Source organism: Psychrobacillus soli (assembly GCF_006861775.1).
GTDB classification, from domain to species: Bacteria; Bacillota; Bacilli; order Bacillales_A; family Planococcaceae; genus Psychrobacillus; species Psychrobacillus soli.
In genome coordinates, this window is the sequence record NZ_VDGG01000010.1 from 13,343 (window position 1) to 33,144 (window position 19,802).

The 19,802-nt window shown below is 37.6% G+C and carries 22 protein-coding genes and 2 riboswitches; of the genes, 18 read left to right on the forward strand and 4 right to left on the reverse strand.

Annotation, left to right across the window (positions count from 1 at the left end):
• Positions 1-70 precede the first annotated feature (70 nt).
• The 17 genes from FG383_RS06025 (at position 71) to FG383_RS06105 (ending at position 14,231) form a co-directional block, all read left to right on the forward strand.
• On the forward strand, positions 71-787 hold the full coding sequence (locus tag FG383_RS06025) for a GntR family transcriptional regulator (RefSeq protein WP_142605978.1): 717 nt from the start codon (positions 71-73) through the stop codon (positions 785-787).
• 132 nt (positions 788-919) lie between these two features.
• Positions 920-1,528, forward strand: a complete 609-nt coding sequence (locus FG383_RS06030) for a hypothetical protein (protein ID WP_142605980.1) — start codon at positions 920-922, stop codon at positions 1,526-1,528.
• A gap of 135 nt (positions 1,529-1,663) precedes the next feature.
• Complete coding sequence (locus FG383_RS06035; protein ID WP_185907863.1) at positions 1,664-2,449, forward strand: energy-coupling factor transporter transmembrane component T; 786 nt, start codon at positions 1,664-1,666, stop codon at positions 2,447-2,449.
• Positions 2,446-3,294 (forward strand): energy-coupling factor ABC transporter ATP-binding protein, encoded by an 849-nt coding sequence (locus tag FG383_RS06040; protein ID WP_142605984.1) that lies wholly within the window; start codon positions 2,446-2,448, stop codon positions 3,292-3,294. The genes FG383_RS06035 and FG383_RS06040 overlap by 4 nt, the downstream gene beginning before the upstream one ends.
• Entirely contained in the window at positions 3,295-4,095 is an 801-nt protein-coding gene (locus FG383_RS06045) for an energy-coupling factor ABC transporter ATP-binding protein (protein ID WP_142605986.1), read from the forward strand. It begins immediately after the preceding gene.
• Between the two features lie 42 nt (positions 4,096-4,137).
• Positions 4,138-4,881, forward strand: coding sequence for a BtpA/SgcQ family protein (locus FG383_RS06050; protein WP_221887507.1), 744 nt, complete (start codon positions 4,138-4,140; stop codon positions 4,879-4,881).
• Positions 4,882-4,911: 30 nt separating this feature from the next.
• Positions 4,912-5,874: a carbohydrate kinase family protein gene (locus FG383_RS06055; protein WP_142605988.1), complete on the forward strand. Its 963-nt coding sequence runs from the start codon at positions 4,912-4,914 to the stop codon at positions 5,872-5,874.
• 29 nt (positions 5,875-5,903) lie between these two features.
• Entirely contained in the window at positions 5,904-6,188 is a 285-nt protein-coding gene (locus FG383_RS06060) for a hypothetical protein (RefSeq protein WP_142605991.1), read from the forward strand.
• 669 nt (positions 6,189-6,857) lie between these two features.
• A complete protein-coding gene (locus FG383_RS06065; protein WP_185907865.1) occupies positions 6,858-7,955 on the forward strand; it encodes a phosphate/phosphite/phosphonate ABC transporter substrate-binding protein in 1,098 nt (365 codons plus the stop codon).
• An 89-nt stretch (positions 7,956-8,044) separates the two neighbouring features.
• On the forward strand, positions 8,045-8,827 hold the full coding sequence (phnC, locus tag FG383_RS06070; RefSeq protein WP_142605995.1) for a phosphonate ABC transporter ATP-binding protein: 783 nt from the start codon (positions 8,045-8,047) through the stop codon (positions 8,825-8,827).
• Complete coding sequence (gene phnE, locus FG383_RS06075) at positions 8,820-9,635, forward strand: phosphonate ABC transporter, permease protein PhnE (protein ID WP_142605997.1); 816 nt, start codon at positions 8,820-8,822, stop codon at positions 9,633-9,635. The genes phnC and phnE (FG383_RS06075) overlap by 8 nt, the downstream gene beginning before the upstream one ends.
• A gap of 12 nt (positions 9,636-9,647) precedes the next feature.
• A complete protein-coding gene (gene phnE / locus FG383_RS06080) occupies positions 9,648-10,457 on the forward strand; it encodes a phosphonate ABC transporter, permease protein PhnE (protein ID WP_142605999.1) in 810 nt (269 codons plus the stop codon).
• Positions 10,458-11,026: 569 nt separating this feature from the next.
• Positions 11,027-11,073, forward strand: a riboswitch (PreQ1 riboswitch).
• 116 nt (positions 11,074-11,189) lie between these two features.
• Positions 11,190-11,690: a preQ(1) synthase gene (gene queF / locus FG383_RS06085; RefSeq protein WP_093271502.1), complete on the forward strand. Its 501-nt coding sequence runs from the start codon at positions 11,190-11,192 to the stop codon at positions 11,688-11,690.
• A gap of 20 nt (positions 11,691-11,710) precedes the next feature.
• A riboswitch (PreQ1 riboswitch) is annotated at positions 11,711-11,754 on the forward strand.
• A gap of 51 nt (positions 11,755-11,805) precedes the next feature.
• Entirely contained in the window at positions 11,806-12,465 is a 660-nt protein-coding gene (gene queC / locus FG383_RS06090) for a 7-cyano-7-deazaguanine synthase QueC (protein WP_142606002.1), read from the forward strand.
• A 3-nt stretch (positions 12,466-12,468) separates the two neighbouring features.
• Positions 12,469-12,942 (forward strand): 6-carboxytetrahydropterin synthase QueD, encoded by a 474-nt coding sequence (gene queD / locus FG383_RS06095; RefSeq protein WP_142606004.1) that lies wholly within the window; start codon positions 12,469-12,471, stop codon positions 12,940-12,942.
• Positions 12,935-13,663 carry a 7-carboxy-7-deazaguanine synthase QueE gene (gene queE, locus FG383_RS06100; RefSeq protein ID WP_142606129.1) on the forward strand — a complete coding sequence of 243 codons (729 nt, stop codon included), beginning with the start codon at positions 12,935-12,937 and terminating at the stop codon, positions 13,661-13,663. Before queD ends, queE begins: the two co-directional genes overlap by 8 nt.
• A 28-nt stretch (positions 13,664-13,691) precedes the next feature.
• Positions 13,692-14,231 carry a VUT family protein gene (locus FG383_RS06105; protein WP_142606006.1) on the forward strand — a complete coding sequence of 180 codons (540 nt, stop codon included), beginning with the start codon at positions 13,692-13,694 and terminating at the stop codon, positions 14,229-14,231.
• A 76-nt stretch (positions 14,232-14,307) separates the two neighbouring features.
• On the opposite strand, the gene FG383_RS06110 is transcribed toward FG383_RS06105, so the two are convergent.
• The gene (locus tag FG383_RS06110; RefSeq protein ID WP_142606008.1) at positions 14,308-15,183 is read right to left on the reverse strand and encodes a radical SAM/SPASM domain-containing protein; all 876 of its coding nucleotides are present in this window, start codon (positions 15,181-15,183) and stop codon (positions 14,308-14,310) included.
• A 195-nt stretch (positions 15,184-15,378) separates the two neighbouring features.
• Between FG383_RS06110 and FG383_RS06115 the strand changes: the two genes are divergently transcribed.
• Positions 15,379-15,690, forward strand: coding sequence for a hypothetical protein (locus tag FG383_RS06115; protein ID WP_142606010.1), 312 nt, complete (start codon positions 15,379-15,381; stop codon positions 15,688-15,690).
• A 51-nt stretch (positions 15,691-15,741) separates the two neighbouring features.
• On the opposite strand, the gene FG383_RS06120 is transcribed toward FG383_RS06115, so the two are convergent.
• From FG383_RS06120 to FG383_RS06130, 3 genes are read right to left on the reverse strand one after another with little or no spacing between them, the layout of a single operon-like run.
• Positions 15,742-16,917 (reverse strand): iron-containing alcohol dehydrogenase, encoded by a 1,176-nt coding sequence (locus tag FG383_RS06120; RefSeq protein ID WP_142606011.1) that lies wholly within the window; start codon positions 16,915-16,917, stop codon positions 15,742-15,744.
• 12 nt (positions 16,918-16,929) lie between these two features.
• Positions 16,930-18,351, reverse strand: a complete 1,422-nt coding sequence (locus FG383_RS06125; protein ID WP_142606013.1) for an aldehyde dehydrogenase family protein — start codon at positions 18,349-18,351, stop codon at positions 16,930-16,932.
• 17 nt (positions 18,352-18,368) lie between these two features.
• Positions 18,369-19,754 (reverse strand): hypothetical protein, encoded by a 1,386-nt coding sequence (locus FG383_RS06130; RefSeq protein WP_142606015.1) that lies wholly within the window; start codon positions 19,752-19,754, stop codon positions 18,369-18,371.
• Positions 19,755-19,802: the final 48 nt, after the last annotated feature.

Consider the following 19,802-nt stretch of genomic DNA (forward strand, 5'->3'; position numbering starts at 1 on the left):
TCAGCGATGTTAATATCAACTTGTACACATAAGTGGTCAACTACTAAAATGTGAATGAGGAGGATTAGAATTGCTAGATAAGAATGATTTTACTCCTTTGTATATTCAACTACATCGTCAACTGAGATTGAAGATAGTAAATGGTGAGTACAAACAAGGGGAAGCGATTCCATCTGAAACTGAGATGATGAAGTTGTTCGATACAACGAGAGGCACGATTAGAAAAGCGTTGTCATTGTTAGTGAATGAGGGGTTAGTCCATCAAGTTCGTGGGAAAGGTACTTTTGTACGTCTAAGTCCACTTCAATACAGCATTACTAATTTTGGTGGTTTTACTGATTATTTGAAAAACCGAAACGAAGAAGCTATTTCGAAAGTATTAGAGCAAAGTAGGCTGATAATTGATGGAACAGAATACTATCAGTTGACGCGAGTTCGCGGTGTGAAAAAGGAAGATGTAGTTAGTTATTTAATGATTGATACCTCATTGATACCAGTGAGCTTATTTCCAGACCTGGACAAAAATAATTTTGAAAACGAATCGCTTTACAAAATACTGCGTGAACAGTATCGAGTTAGCCCGACGCGTTCAGAAATCTCTTTGTCTCCGGTTTTAGTTGATGATCAAATGAGGAAAATACTAGAGTTAAAAGATGAAGAAGTGGCGTTATTGAAAGCGGAAGGAAATATATACGATCAAAACAATGTAAGAGTAGAAAAAGTGAAAATTATTTATGCTCCCTCTATTGAATTCAATATAATGACGAGCATTAATGCGTCTATATAAAAAAGCTTGATTTAGATAGAGACACCTATAAATTTGTGGAAGCGTATACATTTCGATAAGAGCTATATCCAGATGGTAAAGATTAAATAATTTTATTTAATTTCTATAAAAAAATTGAATGGGGGACGTCATGTGAAAAAGATGAACAAGTTAACAATCTTTTTAATTCCTATTGGTATCGCAGTCAACTTTATCGGAGGTCAAATCGCACTCTTATTAAAATTACCACTCTATTTGGATTCAATAGGAACGATTACAGTAGGAGCACTTTGCGGAGGAATTCCAGGAGCACTCGTTGGAGCAATCACAAATGTGAGTATTTCCGTAACAAATCCTACATCACTAGCTTACATTTGGTTGAATATTGGCTTCGGTTTACTCGCAGGTTATTTATCGAAAAAAGGTGTATTTAAAAAACTATGGAAGACAGTTATTGCTGGTTTTGGTTTCGCCATTATTGGTGGAGGCGTTGGGTCAATGATCACCATATTACTATTTGATGGATTAGGTGCTGGGACGACGGGCATGATTACTGGAATGTTAATGACGATAGGCTTTTCGGTACAGGCAGGTGCTTTTATTTCGGAGTTGTTTGCTGATTTACTGGATAAAATTCCGACATTAATTATTGTATTTTTCATTCTCAAAAGTATTCCAGTTAGAACATTGGCGAAGCTTCCACTTGGACATGTTCTGATTGATATGGATAAAGTGCAAGGTGCATCTCGAAAAGTAGCATAACAGTGATAGGATTTATAATTCATTCGCTTATCCCCGCATGTAACGTATTTTTGCATGTGGGGTAATTTGCTATATCTAAGTTGGAATAGATTCAAATGTTGAGTAGTTCTATGATTTTGAAAAGGAGACATGAAAATGGATTATGAGTTTATCAATTCGTTTAAAAAGCCACAAGTACAAAATAATTGGTTTTTGGATCTTAATCCACTAAGTAAGTTAAATATTATCCTCATTTTAGCTATCATTCCGATTGTTGTTAAACGTTGGGAAGTTAGCGTGGTAATCATTCTCTTTTACTTCTTAATTGCAGCAGCGTCCAGTCGACTTAAACAATTCTCGAAGGTCTACGTAAGGTTAGCGTTATTGATAGGTTCATTGCTCTTCATTATGCGAGCGATGTTCATACCTGGAGAAGATGTTTTGATGAAAATTGGCTTCCTCACAATAACACAAGAAGGAGTGGACCATGGTTTACAGTTTGCTACATTAGTCGTGGCAATTTGCGGAGCACTTGTATTGTATAGTGTTGCAACGCAAGCAAGAGACTTAATGCTCGTTCTAGAAAAAAAAGGTGTACCGCACACAGCTACCTACGTAATTCTTTCTTCGCTCCAGTCCATTATTGACCTTGGGAACATGTCAAAGCTAATCATGGAATCACAGAAAGCACGTGGAATAGAGACAGAGGGAAAAGTCACTAATCGAATCAAATCATTTTTCCCGATACTAGGACCGTTGTTTTTAGGAGCCATTTCAAATTCAGAAGAAAAGGCAATTGCGATGGATGCAAGAGCATTTTATGCACCCGGAAAAAATACGCATTTGCGAGAATTGCGTCCAGTTTCTCTGTCTGAGAAGTCCGTTTTGATACTTATCAATCTTGTTTTTGTAGGATTTATCGTATGGAGGGTTGTTGGATGAACTGTATTTCAGTTAAAAATGTATCTTATAAATATCCATATACTGAAGGTTTTGCCCTAAAAGAGCTTAACTACGAGTTCGAGAAAGGGAAGTGTTATGGAATTATTGGAGCTAACGGTAGTGGGAAAACCACATTTTGTAATTTGCTCAGAGGAATGATTCCACATTTCTTTGAAGGTGAGCTTACTGGTGATGTATTTATTGAAGAGACCGATGTACGCAATTGGGATAGTAATTTATTGTCCACGAAAATAGGGTATATCTTTCAAAATCCGTTTACACAAATAAGTGGCATTAAAGAAACTGTCTTTGAAGAAATCGCACTCGGCCTTGAAAATCTAGGAATGGAAAAAGAGGCGTTGATCGATAGAGTCATAGAAGTTGTGAAGCTTCTCAAACTTGAACAGCTAATAAAGAAGAATCCGAATAATCTTTCGGGTGGTCAAAAACAACGAGTTGCATTTGCATCTATTATTGCAATGAATAACGATATTATTGTGATTGATGAGCCGACTTCACAGCTTGACCCAGAAAGTACTGCTGAGATTTTTTCAATTATTAACTTGCTTAGAAATCAAGGGAAAACCATTTTTCTAGTTGAGCATAAAGTGGATTTGATAGCTGAATATTCGGATGAGGTTATTGTGTTAAAGGATGGACAGATTACTTTAAGTGGTTCTACGCAAGAAGTACTTTCCAATATGGACCTACTTCAAATGGGTGTCATGCTTCCGCAAGCATCTATGCTCAGTTACGATATGCAAAAGGCAAATAAACAACTAGATTCAATAGCGATAACGAAATCTCAAGTAATTGAACAGATCAAACAAAGGGTGGGTGTGTAAATGGAAGCAATTGAATTAAAAAACGTTTCGTTTGCGTACCCTGATGGACATGTTGCCAACGAAGAGCTAAATTTGATCATTCAAAAAGGGGAAAGAGTAGCGATTGTCGGACAGAATGGAGCAGGAAAGACGACGGCAGTGAAGCTAATGAATGGATTGAACAAGCCAACAAGCGGTGATGTACTCATCAATGGCATGAATACCAAAACGCAAACTACAGCTCAAATTTCAGCGTATGTTGGCTACGTCTTTCAAAATCCAGATGATCAGATTTTTAATAGCAATGTCCAGAAAGAAATCGAATACATGCTCCATTATTTGAAACTAAATCCACAAGAAATCAAACGACGTGTCAGTCGGGCGGTTGAAATGACTGGGATTGAGGGGTATCTACATATGAATCCTTTCGATGTTCCCTATTCGACCCGTAAGTTTGTAACCATCGCAATGGTTTTGGCACTTGAAACCCCGTATATCATTCTTGATGAACCAACTGCAGGACAGGATTTACATGGAATTAAAACACTATCAAATCTGTTAGATAGATTACAAGATGAGGGAAAATGTGTTATTACTATTACTCATGATATGGAGTTTGTAGCAGATAATTTTACACGCGTAGTAACGATGGCGAATAAAAGGATTATAGCAGATGATTCGGCACGGAATATATTTTGGTCCAAAGAAATAATAACGGAAGCGAGGCTTAAAAAACCTCAAATTGGTGAGATTTCCGAGGAACTCGGATTAGACGGGAATATCATTTTCCGACATGAATTGGTGGAACTACTGAAAAGGTAGTTATGAACTGGGAAACAAAAATATTCGTATGAGGTGAAGGGCTTGCGTATTCAAACAGAGGATTTTCTAAGCTTATTTAATGTAAAAAAACCTATATTGGCAATGATCCATTTAAAAGGCGAAAGCGATAAAGAGAAAATTGACATTGCGAAACATGAAATCGATCAATTGATTGACAATGGAGTTGACGCGGTTATCATTGAAAACTATTTTGGCTCTCCTGAGGTTGTCGAGGAAGTACTAAGTTATATATGCCAAAACAGGAAAAATATTATATACGGTCTCAACGTGCTTGATGACGATAAGAAGGCATTTGAGCTAGCTAATAAATACGATGCTAAATTCATCCAATTAGACTCAGTTGCGGGACATCTAAAGCAAGAGGATGATCGAGAGTTTGAAAAATGGATTATGAACGCACGTAAACAAACGAATGCTTTTGTACTTGGTGGTGTCAGATTTAAATATCAACCTTATTTGTCTGGAAGGTCATTAGAAGAGGACTTACAAATAGGAATGGACAGATGCGATGCAATTGTCGTAACAGGCGAGGGAACAGGTCTTGAAACAGATATTACGAAAATTGAGGAGTTCAGAAGAATTATGGGGAATGACTTCCCGCTTGTTGTCGGTGCAGGAATTACTGCAGATAACTTTAAAGAGCAACTAGAAGTAGCGGATGCTGCAATTGTAGGAAGTTATTTGAAAGATACATTTAAAGATGATGGAAATGTTAGTGTTGAAAACGTTCAACATTTTATGGAAAAAGTAAAAAACATACGATAGGCTTTTCTAATCGGTAGTGGAGGGATATAGATGAAAAAGGATTATTCTTTTTTTGTAGGAGACATTGCGTTAGACCAATATTATAGATCTCCATATTGGCCGGGGATTCGTGAAAAAGTCCTTGTTGAAACATTAGACGCCTACGTAGGTGGAATGATAGCGAATGCAGCAAGTGTCTATGCGTCTTATAATGAAAATATTTACTATCTTGCTTTACTAAATAGTGGAAGCATTACACAAATTCTATGTAAAGATTTACAGGATAGGGGAATAGACACACGCTATATTCTCCGTGATGATACGCTGCCAGATGCGAAGAATATGATTATACTGGCAGAAGGTGACCATACATTATTTATCCCTACAATGGGTATTACACATTTTGAAATAACGGATGAAATTATCAATGCCATGTGTCAGGCAAAATACGTCTATACTTGTATTTCAGAAATCAGGCCTTTACGCTGTGGAGATATGAGTGCACTTGATATTATTAGGAAAGTTAGAGCAAGTGGTGCGAAGATGGTTTATGACCTGGATGTAGCTCATTTAGAAGCTGGTGACGAACGATTTATTGAAGAGATGGACATCGTATTTTTTAACACGATTGGTTTTGATGTGTATAGAAACGGAAAGACATCTGAAGAAGCAGTAGCTCAATTGATGGAATTTGGAACTGAAATTGTAGTAGTAACACATGCAGAAGATGGATGTGTCGTATATACAAAAGATCAGCAGATTAGTGTTCCAGGAATTTCAGTTGAGGTTGTTGACGTAACTGGAGCAGGCGACACATTTTGTAGTTCATTTATTCATGCGTTAAATAAAAGTGATAATCTGGCACATGTGGCCCAGTTTGCAAACGCAGCAGCTGCCCGAGCAGTGACTGTAATGGGTCCTCGTGGGGGAGTAGCTTCAAACGGGGAGATTCTCGAATTTATGAAGGCGCAAAATCTTCTCGTAGACAATGCGTTCGACTGTTTCTTAGTTTAATAGAAATACGTATGGCGGAGGGGTACTGAATGAAGATAATTGCGCAACCTGTTTCTTCAATGAATTTTTCTGAATATGGTAAGTACTACAATATGAGTAGTCAACAACATAATGTAGTATGTTCAGAAGATATCAAAGCAATCATTATTCATCCAGGGGATGTTGTTGTGTTGAATGAAGGGATTTGGCATGATGCCTGTCATGGGATTAAAAGCGTTGTGCCTTATTACTGGTTCGCACAAGTCCTAGATACCCCAACTGAATGGATAGAAATAGCAGATGGTCCAGTTGAAATTCGGGTTAATGCTCACTAAAATGCACCTAATAATTTGCATGCAATTGGGCTATATTTGTAATAAATGTTGTGCATAGGTATATTAAACTAAAGTCTATTTGACTTTTTCGAAAGTATTCTATATCTAAACAGGTAGCCGAATTTAATGGGGAGAGATCATAGCTGATACTCTCTATAAAAAACTATAGATACATAACGTTTCGCCATGTCCATATTTGGGCATGGCTTTTTTATTTTTATCCTATATATTTGCGATTGACTGGTTAGAGGTAACTCTTTAAAAGTTATTTTATTATGTCTGGCAAAAGCCAAGGTTTAAAGGATTTAACATTGTTAGGTAATAGAGCGACTTGATGTTCTTTTGAGTATACGCCAGAGGAATTGGAGTCGGTGGATAATCTTTATTTATATCATGGTTATGCCTGAAGTTTAATTGTCCAAAGTTCACTAGGGGTTATGTCCGATTACACTTCAGCCTGATTTGCAACTATGTATATCTCGTACTTACTGAATAAATGTAGATCATTAAAACTAAAAATTAGTACATATGAGAAAAAAATTAATAGAAGAGAAAATTAATTGAACCTTTAAAAAAATGAAATAATTTTTACGAAAATCCCATACTTTGTTAATAGAGGGTAATTAAACTAATATAGAATTCGATTTATAGAGGAGGAAATTTGGTTTGATGAAAAAATATATGTATTTGGGAGTTACATTTTTAATTGCACTTTTTTTAGTTGCATGTGGAAATGATGAAACTCCAGCAGAAACAGAAACGGAGACAGAAACAGAAACAGAAATACAAACTGAATCAAGTGAAGATACTAATGAAGAAATGATCTCCCTTGAAAAACTATCGATTGGATTTGTTCCTTCAAGAGATCCAGAAGAAATTATTACAGCAACGGAACCATTGAAAAATTTATTAACAGAAGAATTAGCGACACTTGGTTATAAAGTAGATGAAGTAGATATCACTGTAGGTACAAACTACGAAGCAGTAGGAGAGGCACTTTCAGCTGGAACTACTGATATCGGTCTAATCCCAGGGGGTACGTATGTACTATATGATGACGGCGCAGAAGTAATTTTAACTTCTACTCGTGCAGGACTAAGTAATGATTCAGATTCGGCGAAAGACTGGAATGACAATGAGCCAACAGAACCAACTGACACGCAAACAACTTCTTATCGTGCATTAATTATTGCAGGCCCTTCAGAAAAAGGGAAGGCAATTGCTGCAAAAATTAATAATGGGGAAGAGTTAACGTTTGACGATGTAAACAACGCAAACTGGAGTGTTATGTCCTCTTCATCACCAGCGGGCTATATTTACCCTGCACTATGGTTACAAGAAAATTTCGATAAAACGATTACGGATTTGGCGAATGTTGTGCAAGTTGACTCTTACGGAAGTGCATTTGCTCAATTAGCAGCTGGACAAACGGACGTATTAGTAACATATGCGGATGCTCGTCGTGACAATGAAGAAAAGTGGACTTCCGAGTTTAGTCGTACGGCTTCCATTTGGGAAGAAACAGATGTGATTGGTGTGACACCAGGAATTTATAATGACACAATTAGCGTAAGTAAAAACGCTGAAATTATGGATGATGCTCTAAAACAAGCTTTGCAACAAGCTTTCATTAACATATCCCAAACAGATGCAGGTAAAGAAGTTATTTCTATCTACAATCATGAAGGATACAAAGAAGCGGTTGATGCAGATTATGACAATGAACGTAAAGCACAGGAACTCGTACAACAATTAGGATCAAAATAAAATAGGTAATTATTTATAACGAAAGGATGGGAACATATATATGATGTTCTCATTTTTTTAACGTATTAACATATTGATTGGAGATTATCATGATTAAATTTAGTAATGTGGAGAAAAAATATCCAAATGGTTTATTAGCTTTAAATGATATCAATTTGACGATAGAAAAAGGGGAATATGTTGCTGTCATTGGATTATCTGGTGCAGGGAAGTCGACGTTCATCCGATGTATTAATCGTATGCATGACATTACGGATGGAACGCTCATCGTAAATGATGTGGAAGTAGCGGGATTAAAAGGGAAGGAAGTTCGCCAATTTAGAAGAAATATCGGCATGATCTTTCAATCTTTTAATCTCGTTACACGTACAACGGTATTGAAAAATGTTCTAGTTTCCTTCGTACCTGATCTGCCATTTTGGCGTAAAATCTTCGGTCTATTTACGAAAGAACAAAAAATGCAAGCTTTATCTGCACTCGATCAAGTAGGCATTTTAGATAAAGCATATACACGAGTAGACCAACTATCAGGTGGACAACAGCAACGAGTGGCACTCGCACGAACTTTAGCACAAAATCCCGATATTATTTTAGCGGATGAGCCAGTAGCTTCATTAGACCCTGTAACAGCGGGTCAAGTAATGGATGATTTTAAAAAAATTAATCAAGAAATGAATATTACAGTCATCATGAATATTCACCATGTCGACTTAGCATTAGCATATGCAGATCGTATTATCGGCATCAGAAAAGGTGAAGTAGTCTTCGATGGTAAGTCTTCCATGGTGAATCAAAGCGTGCTAGATCACATTTATGGACGTGCACAATCGATTGAAGTTAGAAAAGAAGGGGCAAAGATGAATCATGTTTGACAAAATATTTGTTCCGAAGAAAATTATATTACCTAACGGAAAGGTAGTTTTGGAAAAAAGATCTTACACCCCATTGATACTATTAATATTACTCATCGCTACAATATTTTCTGTACATATTACAGGATTTAGTATGGAAGTAATAGTGAAAAGAATCAAAGAGTTTTTTGTCATTTTAGATCAAATGATTCCCCCGAACTGGGAATATACCCCTAAGCTTTGGCAGCCATTAATGGACACGATAAAGATGTCATTACTTGGTTCAGCGTTAGGGGCAATTGTGGCGTTGCCTGTTGCTATTCTAGCTTCTTCCAACATTATAAAAAGTTCGATAGTCGTTTCTATTGTTAAACTTTTACTTAGTATTCTTCGTACTTTGCCGACTTTAGTTTCAGCGCTTATCGCCACATTTATATTTGGATTAGGCACGATGGCGGGTACTGTGGCAATTTTTTTATTTACGATCGCGTATGTTGCAAAGCTCTTGTATGAGCAAATTGAAAATGCCAATATGGACGCATATGAAGCGATGGAGTCCATTGGTTTAACACGTATTCAAGCATTTCGATACGCAATATTTCCTCAAGTTTTGCCCAACTATTTATCTACTTCTTTATTCTGCTTTGAAGGAAATGTTCGTTACGCCTCGATTTTAGGATATGTAGGTGCAGGTGGTATTGGACTTCTATTAAGCGAGGGAATAGGCTGGCGAAATTATGCAAATGTCGGCATCATTCTACTCATGCTTGCCATTACAGTATTCATCATCGAAAACTTAAGTGAACATTTCAGAAAGAAGTTAGTTTAAGGAGGAAGTTGTATGAATGCTATTGAAAAGCAGCTGCTGTCAGAAAAGAAGAACTATCAATATATCACCTGGATCTTCGTTATCGTTTTTGTTCTATTTATTTGGTCACTTTCGGCAATTCAATTGAATAATATGGGAACAAGTGGCTTAACGATTGCGAAAAATATTATAACTGGTATTTTACACCCAGATTTAGATTTACTCTTTAATATTACGGAAAAAGGTGTCGCTTATTTACTCATTGAAACAATGGCGATTGCCTTTTTAGGAACAATTATTGGTGCTATTTTAGCAATTCCACTAGCTTTTCTATCAGCTTCCAATGTTGTGCCAAAGCCGCTTGCCTTTGTGACGAAAATATTATTAATTGGTATACGTACAATTCCAGCAATTATTTACGGATTAATGTTTATTCGTGTAACAGGCCCAGGCCCGTTTGCGGGTGTTTTAACGATGTCATTAATATCCATAGGAATGCTATCGAAATTATACGCAGACGTGATTGAAGACTTAGATACTAGCGTCTTAGAGTCGATGACATCCATTGGTTGTACAATGTTTGAAAAAATCCGTTATGGCATTATCCCACAATTATTGGCGATGTTTTTATCCATTGTTATTTATCGGTTTGACATGAATTTACGCGATGCATCCGTGTTAGGACTAGTTGGAGCTGGAGGAATCGGTGCACCACTTATTTTTGCGATGAGATCCTATCGCTGGGAGGAAGTTGGATCTATTTTAATAGGGTTAGTACTCCTCATTTTGATTGTTGAATTTATATCCAATAAAATTCGAAATAAATTAGTTAGAGGATATTAGATTAAGAGCGGGTTACATACAGCTGAGTCGTAATGGGGCGCGGTTCTTTCCTCAAAACAAATTAATCAAATACTAATGTAAGATATCACTAACTATTGGGAGTAAAAGTACGTTGAAAAACGTATGCATGGTATAATTTAAATATAATAGATAGGTAACTCAAGGGTGGTCGGCTCACTCCCGCTTGAAAGGGGGTGGTGCTGATGTCAGTATTCGAAGCATTATCATTCGCAGTAGCTTTTGCAACATTGATCGTAGTAATTCTGTCATTTAACCATAAAAAATAACCCATCCTTGAGTTGACAGCTCAGATGGGTTAATCCTATTTGCTAGCCAATCCCCTTGAGGGGAAACGCTATTATATTTGACCGCTTGATCTTAGCCCATCAAGTGGTCATTTTTATTTTACTCAGTTGTTACTACTAGTATACGTATGAATGGTTTGTTTTTCAAGAAATCTTTCTCCTAGAATGAAAGTAATCAGATTCTAAAATAATTTAGATTCTTTTAGAATGCTTATTTGACCTTTTGCAAAGTATTCTATATCATAAACAAGTACCCGAACTTAATCGGGAGAGGTTCATAGCTGATACCCTCTATAAAAAACTATGGATACATGACGTTTCGCCATGTCCATATTTGGGCATGGCTTTTTTGTTTTTATCCTATATGTTTGCGATAGACTGGTTAGAGATGCCTCTTTAGAAAGCATTATATTAGGAGGTTTTTATTATGTCTGGCAGAAGCCAAGAAGAAGGTTTAAAGGATTTAACGTTGTTAGGTAATCAGGGGACTCAATATTCGTTTGAGTATGCACCGGAAGTGTTGGAGTCGGTAGATAGTCTCCATTCCAATCGTGATTATTTCGTGAAATTTAATTGTCCAGAGTTTACTAGTTTATGCCCAATTACACAACAGCCTGACTTTGCGACGATGTACATTTCGTACATACCGGATAAAAAGATTGTAGAAAGTAAATCGTTAAAATTGTATTTATTTAGTTTCAGAAATCATGGCGATTTCCATGAAGATTGCGTCAACATCATCATGAACGATCTAATTAAACTACTTGATCCTAGGTATATTGAGGTTTGGGGAAAATTCACACCGCGCGGAGGAATTTCCATTGATCCTTGGTGCAATTATGGGAGACCAGGTACTAAATATGAAGAAATCGCAAATTATCGTTTGATGAATCATGATCTTTACCCAGAAAAAATAGATAATCGATAAATTGAATAGTTCGCATTATGAAGGAAGAGGTTTTTAGCTACCCTCTTTAAAAAACTAAGAAGAAAACGGCATTCTTTTTAGTGTGCCGTTTTTTTCGTTATAAGGAGTTTTACAGATGAAGCAGGAAAAAGCAATCATTGTATTTAGTGGAGGTCAAGACAGCACAACTTGTCTGTTCTGGGCAAAAGAACGTTTTAGAGAGATCGAGGCAGTGACTTTTGATTATGGGCAAAGGCATCGTCTTGAAATTGAGTGTGCGAAAGCAATAACAGAGGAGCTTGGTATCAAGCATCACATTCTGGATATGTCCCTTTTGAATCAGCTTGCACCGAATGCATTAACTAGAGATGACATAGAGGTTGAAGATGGAGAAGAAGGCGGATTGCCATCGACTTTTGTACCAGGGAGAAATCTGCTCTTTCTTTCATTTGCAGGGGTTTTAGCGAGCCAAGTAGGAGCCAAGCATATTGTGACTGGGGTTTGTGAAACGGATTTTAGTGGTTATCCGGATTGCCGAGATATTTTTGTTAAATCTTTGAATGTAACTTTAAATTTATCCATGGACGATACCTTTGTAATTGATACACCACTCATGTGGCTAAACAAGGCGCAAACATGGGAGCTTGCAGATCAACTTGGGGCACTTGAGTTTGTTCGGAAAAGAACGTTGACTTGTTATAACGGTGTGATTGCAGATGGTTGCGGGGAATGCCCTGCTTGTAAGTTGCGAAAAAGAGGGCTTGATGAGTACTTAAGCTTTAAGAAGGAGTCTTAAGGCATGACTGATTTTAGAATTGTCGATAAGCTCCAAAAAATAGAGGAAGATATTCAAAGCAATCAATTAAAGTATCATACAAAGCGAGTTCTCGTCAGCAAGGAATTCACCTTCGATGCTGCCCATCATTTACACAACTATGAAGGGAAATGTAAAAATCTTCACGGTCACACGTACCGAGCTGTTTTAGGGTTAAGTGGATACACAGATGATCGTGGTTTGATGATTGATTTTGGTGATATAAAAGAAATTTGGAAACAAAAAATAGAAATTTATTTGGATCATCGTTATTTAAATGAAACGCTTCCGCCGATGAATACGACGGCTGAGAATATCGTTGTCTGGATTTACGAAAAATTAACGGAAGCATTGCTTGATGAACAAAGATATGACGGGGCACGTGTAGAATTTATTAGGTTGTATGAAACTCCGACAAGTTACGCTGAAGCGAGACGGGAGTGGATGGAAGTTGAGTAAAGTACCCGTTATGGAGATTTTTGGGCCGACCATTCAAGGTGAGGGAATGGTAGTAGGTCAGAAGACGATGTTTGTAAGAACTGCTGGCTGTGATTATTCTTGTTCCTGGTGTGATTCATCATTTACATGGGATGGCAGTGGTAAACATCTTATAGTCCAAATGACTGCAGAAGAGATTTGGTCTGAGTTGAAGCGTCTTGGGGGAAATGGTTTTTCATTTGTCACAATTTCAGGTGGAAATCCGGCTCTTCTTCGAAATTTGGAATCACTCATTGCTGTTTTAAAAGAAAACGATATTAAGATCGGAGTAGAGACACAAGGAAGTAAATGGCAGGAATGGCTCCACGAAATTGATGAACTGACGATTTCACCAAAGCCTCCCAGTTCCGGAATGATTACGGACTTTTCAGTACTCTCGGATATCATTAGAAAACTTAAAAATCGAAACAGCGAGCAGCATATTTCCCTCAAAATAGTCGTTTTCAATCAAGCGGATTATGAGTATGCCAAGCAAGTTCACTTGCGCTACCCGACAATCCCTTTTTATCTTCAGGTCGGTAATGATGAGATTACTTCGACTGACAACCCACAGCTGATCAGCCACTTATTAGAGAAATACGGAGTGCTGATAGACCGGGTGATTGCAGACGAGCAATTAAGAGATGTCAAAGTACTACCACAGCTTCACGCGCTTGTTTGGGGAAATAAAAGAGGCGTATAGCCACAAAAATTACTTGAGGAGTAACATCATGAGAATATTATTTTATTTATTATCTATCGTCACCGCTAATGTAGTAACAGCAGCATTTGCACCATTGCAGCTTGGCATGTTTATCGTCCCTATGGGAACGCTTTTGATCGGAGCAACTTTCATTTTCCGAGATCTTGTTCAAAATAAATACGGAAGAGCAAAGACGTATTTATTTATTATTATAGCTTTAGGTTTATCCGCGTTGGTTTCATTTATGCTAGGGGACACATTATTGATTGTGGTGGCATCCGCATTGTCGTTTGTTGTCGCTGAAACAGCGGATACCGAGATCTATACACGATTGAAACTGCCAATGGCTTGGCGTGTGTTCTACAGTGGACTTGTTGGAGGATTTCTAGATTCTGTCATTTTTGTCGTTATTGGCTTAAGTCCACTTGGAGCTAACTTTCTCCCTTGGGAAGCCGTGCCTTTTGCCATTTTGGGGCAAATTATTGTGAAGACGGTTATTCAAATGTTCGGTGCGCTCATTTTGAATCAGGTTTATGTTAGTAAGGGAAAGCGTCTTATTTCAGAGTAATAGTAACAGGATGTCTCAAAGTAAACTTTTTGAGACATCCTCTCTTTTTGATGATTTATGAATATTAGAAATAGATTTAAGCTCCAAATCTCTTCCGATAACCGCATTTCCTGCACATTTCTTCCACAGCTTCTCTTCTAGAAAAGCCATCATAAAGATTATTTGCTCTTTCACCTTCGATAATTTCTGAGAAAGGTTTGTCATTAATATTTCCGAGGTCAATCACACCTTCTCCGTCTAAACAGCAAGGTACTACCGTACCATCGACAAGGATGGCTGCTTGACTGCGTAGGGCGTGACAAAATCCTTTGCCGTCATCTTCTGGTGCGAGTAAACTTGGCCATTGGAATTCATGGTCTTGGTTAATGTAAATCCGGTCTGCAATTTTCACTCCACTTCCAGGTACAACTTTTTCTTCAATTTTGTAATCTAAATTAAATTCTTTTTCCAAAATATCCAATGTTTCTTGGTTTTTTCTCTTTTGTTCACTTGTTGCATGAACCGGGTCTAAATTCCATAAACGGAAGGAGATGAGAACCCCTTGTGCGGCTGCTTCTTTTGCAAATGAAAGAATTTCCGCTAAGTATCCTTCTCGGTCGGTGGAACCTTCATGTCCATCAAAACTATGGAGTGAGAAGTTCATTTGTCGTAGCGCTGGTTTGCCTAACAATTTATGTCTATTCTTTTTGAGTAATGTCCCGTTTGTTGTAATATTTACTTTAAATTCTTTAGCATGAGCTGCATCTAGCAATTGATCGACTCTAGGATGGAGAAGGGGTTCTCCTTTTACATGTAGATAAATATATTTCGTATGTGGTTTGATTTGATCAAGTATTTCATTAAATTTATCTACTTTGAGAATATTTGCTTTCCTAGCAGTCGGAGGGCAGAAGCTACAAGCGAGATTACATACACTTGTGATTTCGATATACATTTTTTTAAATGTTTTCAACGTTTATTCACCATTCCAGTTCTAATTTTTAAGATACTATCCTCATTTTAACAGAACTACGTGTCGGATTGTTAATAGTGATATTTTTATCCTACTGGTATAATTTTGGGAGATATATTTTCTTGAGAAATGTATTTAATTGTGTAGAATATCTTTAGAAACACTGTCGCTCTCTACGAGTAAGGAGGTTTATAGATGATTGAAGTGATAACAATAGTAAACTTTGTGATAGAAGTAGCAAATGCAAAGGACTATCCAAAAAATGTGGAGAATGCATTGCAGTCAAATACTCCGATGATTCAATATATAGAAACAGTAAGCATTTCTTCTATAAATGAATACATGAAAGTAAATGCCTCAGCGAAATATAGAGTATTAATAGAAGAAAGAAAAGATAATAAATTTCTAGATGACTATGTAGGTCTTGTTCTTCCAATGTTTTATAATCGTTTTAATGGTATGCCGGTAAGTAATCTGATTTACAAAATATCGCGCATTGAAAGATAAAATAAACACCCATTTGAGTAGCGACTCAGATGGGTGTTTATTTCAGTTTTTTTATCGTTCAACAATAGTTCCATCGAAAGCTGCTTTATAAATCGCAAAAATATCGTCTTTTTGTAAAGGCATAGGACTTCGTGCTAATATACGTTTTTGCTCAATTGCGTCATTCGTTAGGCTCTCTAGTGCGTCTTCTGTAATGTTAAAGCCTTTTAATGTAGATGGAATGTTCACGTCTTCTACTAAACGTTTTAGTTCTGTAACACATTTATAAGAAGCTTTCTCTTGTGAAAGATTGGCAGAACTAAATCCCATCGCATCGTAAATATCTTTCATGCGTTTTTCACAGCTTTGACGAATATACCCCATAACATAAGGAAGTAATACAGCATTTGAGTCACCATGTGCGATGTGGAACTGACCACCTATCGGATAAGCTAATGCATGAACGCCGGCAACTCCTGCATTGAAGAATGCAAGACCAGCAAGATAGCTTCCGTAGCTCATGTCTGTACGAGCTTGTTTGTCTTCACCATTCGACACTGCAGTACGAATAGCATTACTGATTAAGCGAATTGCTTGTAAAGCAAGTGCATCAGAAACAGGGCTAGCATTTTTCGATATATATGCTTCTACCGCGTGGGTTAGTGCATCGACTCCTGTAGCAGCGGTTACTTTTGGTGGTAAAGAGATGGTCAATGCAGGATCTACGATTGCTACATCCGCTAATAAGTAATCATGTGTTACAACGTCTTTGGTTGTCTCCAGTGACAATACAGAAATATTTGTTACTTCTGAGCCTGTACCTGAAGTTGTTGGTATTAAGATTGTTGGAAGTCCCTTTTTTGTGACTTTTTTTGTGCCGGTTAAGTTCAAGTAATCAGCTACATTACCTTCATGCGAAGCTAATACACCTGCGAGCTTTGTTAAATCTAATGCACTACCGCCACCAATGCCGATCACCATGTCAAATTCGTTGTCACGTGTGTATGCAACGAGCTTCTCCCCAATTGCTAAAGGTGGTTCAGGTACGACATCTGTATAAACTTCTGTTGCGTAACCAGCGCTTTCCAAAGGTTCTACAACTTTATTAGTTAAACCGATATCTTTTAAGAATGGGTCAGTTATAACAAGAATTTTTTTTACATTAAAGCGATTTACTTCATCTAATAGGTGAGATAGCGAATCCCAGCCGGTATAACTAATGGGTGTGAATGTTATTTTTTCGGACATGCGGTTCACTCCTTAATTGTGATTCCAAACGACTAATTTTGTTTCTGTCATTTCATGAATTGCGTATTTTAAGCCTTCTTTACCAGTTCCACTTTCTTTCACTCCACCGTATGGCATTTGGTCTACGCGATATGTTGGAATATCGTTTATCATGACACCACCAACTTCTAATTGTTTGGAAGCAAGGAAAGCCGTTTGGATGTCGTTCGTAAAGATCCCCGCTTGAATTCCGTAATTGGAATCGTTAATTGCTTCGATTCCTTCTTCCACTGAAGAAATACGGTTAACTACGACGATTGGTGCAAACACTTCCTGACAAGATACTTTTAAAGTAGATGATACATTCGTTAAAATAGTTGGCATGAAAACACCATTTTCGATTGTTCCACCTGTTACAATTTCGGCCCCATTTTGAACCGCTTCTTGTACCCAGTCTACGGCACGATCTTGTTCACCTGGATGAATCATTGCAGAGACGTCTGTTGTTTCTTCGAGTGGACTTCCAATAACTAATTCCTTAGTAGCTGTAGTAAATTGTTCAATAAATTCATCAAATAGTTCCTCCATTACATACGTCCGTTGTAATGAAATACAAACTTGACCTTGGTTGGAGAATGCACCCATGACACATTTAGGTACGATTTGAGCTAAATCCACACCTTTGTCGATTATTAACCCAGCATTTGACCCTAACTCAAGTGCCACTTTTTTCAAACCTGCCTTATTGCGAATGCCAATACCCACAGCAGGACTTCCAGTGAAAGTAATTATTTTCACTTTATCGCTTTCCACTAAAGCATCACCAACCGTTTTACCACTACCTGTAATGACATTGAAGGTACCTTTAGGTAAAGCTGTTTGGTTAACCAATTCAGCTAAAAATAATGCTGAAAGGGGAGTTTGTGATGCTGGCTTCAATACAATCGTGTTACCTGCTGCAATCGCAGGTCCTACTTTATGTGCAACTAAATTTTGTGGGAAGTTGAAAGGAGTAATGGCTCCAATGACTCCTATCGGTTGTTCAATTGTATAACCAAAGCGGTTTGCCCCGTTTTTTGCAGCGTCCATCGGAATCATTTCACCAGTCAACCGTTTTGCTTCCTCGGCTGCAAATTTATATGTTTCAATTGTGCGATCAATTTCACCTAATGCGTACTTGATCGGTTTTGCAGCTTCTAACGAAATGATTTCAGCAGCTTTTTGACGATTGTCGGCAAATAATTGAGCGATATGCTCCAAAATTGCCGCACGTTCATAGGCAGTAAGCTCAGCCATTTGTTTTTTCGCAGAGTCAGCCACTTCTATTGCTTGTTCCACCTCTTCGCGAGTTGCTTGTGGAATGTGAGCGATAACTTCTTTTGTATGTGGTGACTTTAATTCAGCCGTTTTCTCTGAAGATTTCCATTCACCATTAATATAATATTGCTTGTTCATCGAATCATCCTTTCTTATTATGCTTCTTCTAGATCTGATTCTTGATCTTTTGAAAATGTATTATCAACTTCTCCTTTAAAGAAATCTTTACCAAATATTAAGAAGCAAAGTAATATCCCTACTCCAAATGCCCACGCAGCACCTTTAATGCAAAGAACAGCACCGATTATTCCTGCGATTCCTAAGTCACGTTGACTGCGGGATTCTAAAATTCCAACTTTTACACTTACATAACCTTGAATTAACATCGTTAAGGCTAAAGCGACCCCTAAAATTGGTTGAACCAAACTTACGATAGGTAGTAAAAATAATCCTGTATTAGTACCCCAACGGAATGAACCAACGCCTCCAAAGAATGAGTCCATCGCTTTACGACCTTTTTTAAAACGTTCAACCATTACTACTTGCATAGCTGACCATAATGGTCCACTCATCGTTACGTCTGGTCCTAAAATACTCATGACACTGTTACGTATACCGAAAATTAAGTGTGCACGGCTTGGGCTATACTCCACTTTCTCATCAGGGCGTTTTGCTGCCCCATCTTCCACTAAAGCTTTAGTCTGTAGTACGTCACCGAATAATACGATGTATGCTGCAAGTACAGTTGGTAAACCTGTAACAAACATCATAATTGGTGGGAATCCTATACCAAAGATTGTGTATTCATTCCATAATGTAATGAAATCAGGGGACGAGAAGCCCCATTGAATAGTTGGCCATGCTGCCTCACCAAATAGTGGTGCAATAACTACTGCTATAATGATTACTGGAAAAATCCCTAATTTAGCAACAGTTCCCCAGAATGGGTTACGATTTTGGAGTGTTGCGAAGTGTTTTGAGAATAAAAGATAAAATCCAATCCCAATTGCAATAGTAATTGTCCAAGGAAAGTCATCAAATTTCCCTCCAATTTGGAATACCGAAATGATTGCCGCGAAACCAGCTCCGAGAATTACACCTGACTTCATCGCAGAAGGAATTAACTTGACAACTTTTGCAGCTAAACCTGTTGCACCTAAGAATACAGAAAGAATTCCTAGCGTCATCTGGAAGGCGATAAGCGCATGCACTCGTTCTGGTCCTTCAGGGAATTGCTGACAATATAACATGATTAACGGAATTGCTGGAGTAATCCATCCTGGCACAGCCGGGTCGCCAAGTAAATGATGTAGTAAATAGAAGACTCCGTTTAAAACTACAATTGCTAAGGCAACTTCAAATGGCATTCCTAATAGTTCGATTAGAAGAGGAATGGCAGATAAGTCGACTGCACACATTAATAAACCTTGAACGTAATCAGGCCACTCAAACCGATAATGAATAAAAGGTAAACGAATTTTAAAAGGTCCTGCTGGTATGTATGGAGACTCTTCTCCATATTTCCTATCTTTCCATTTCATAAACTAATTTCTCCCCTTACAAATAAAATGAAACCCCTTACAAAAATG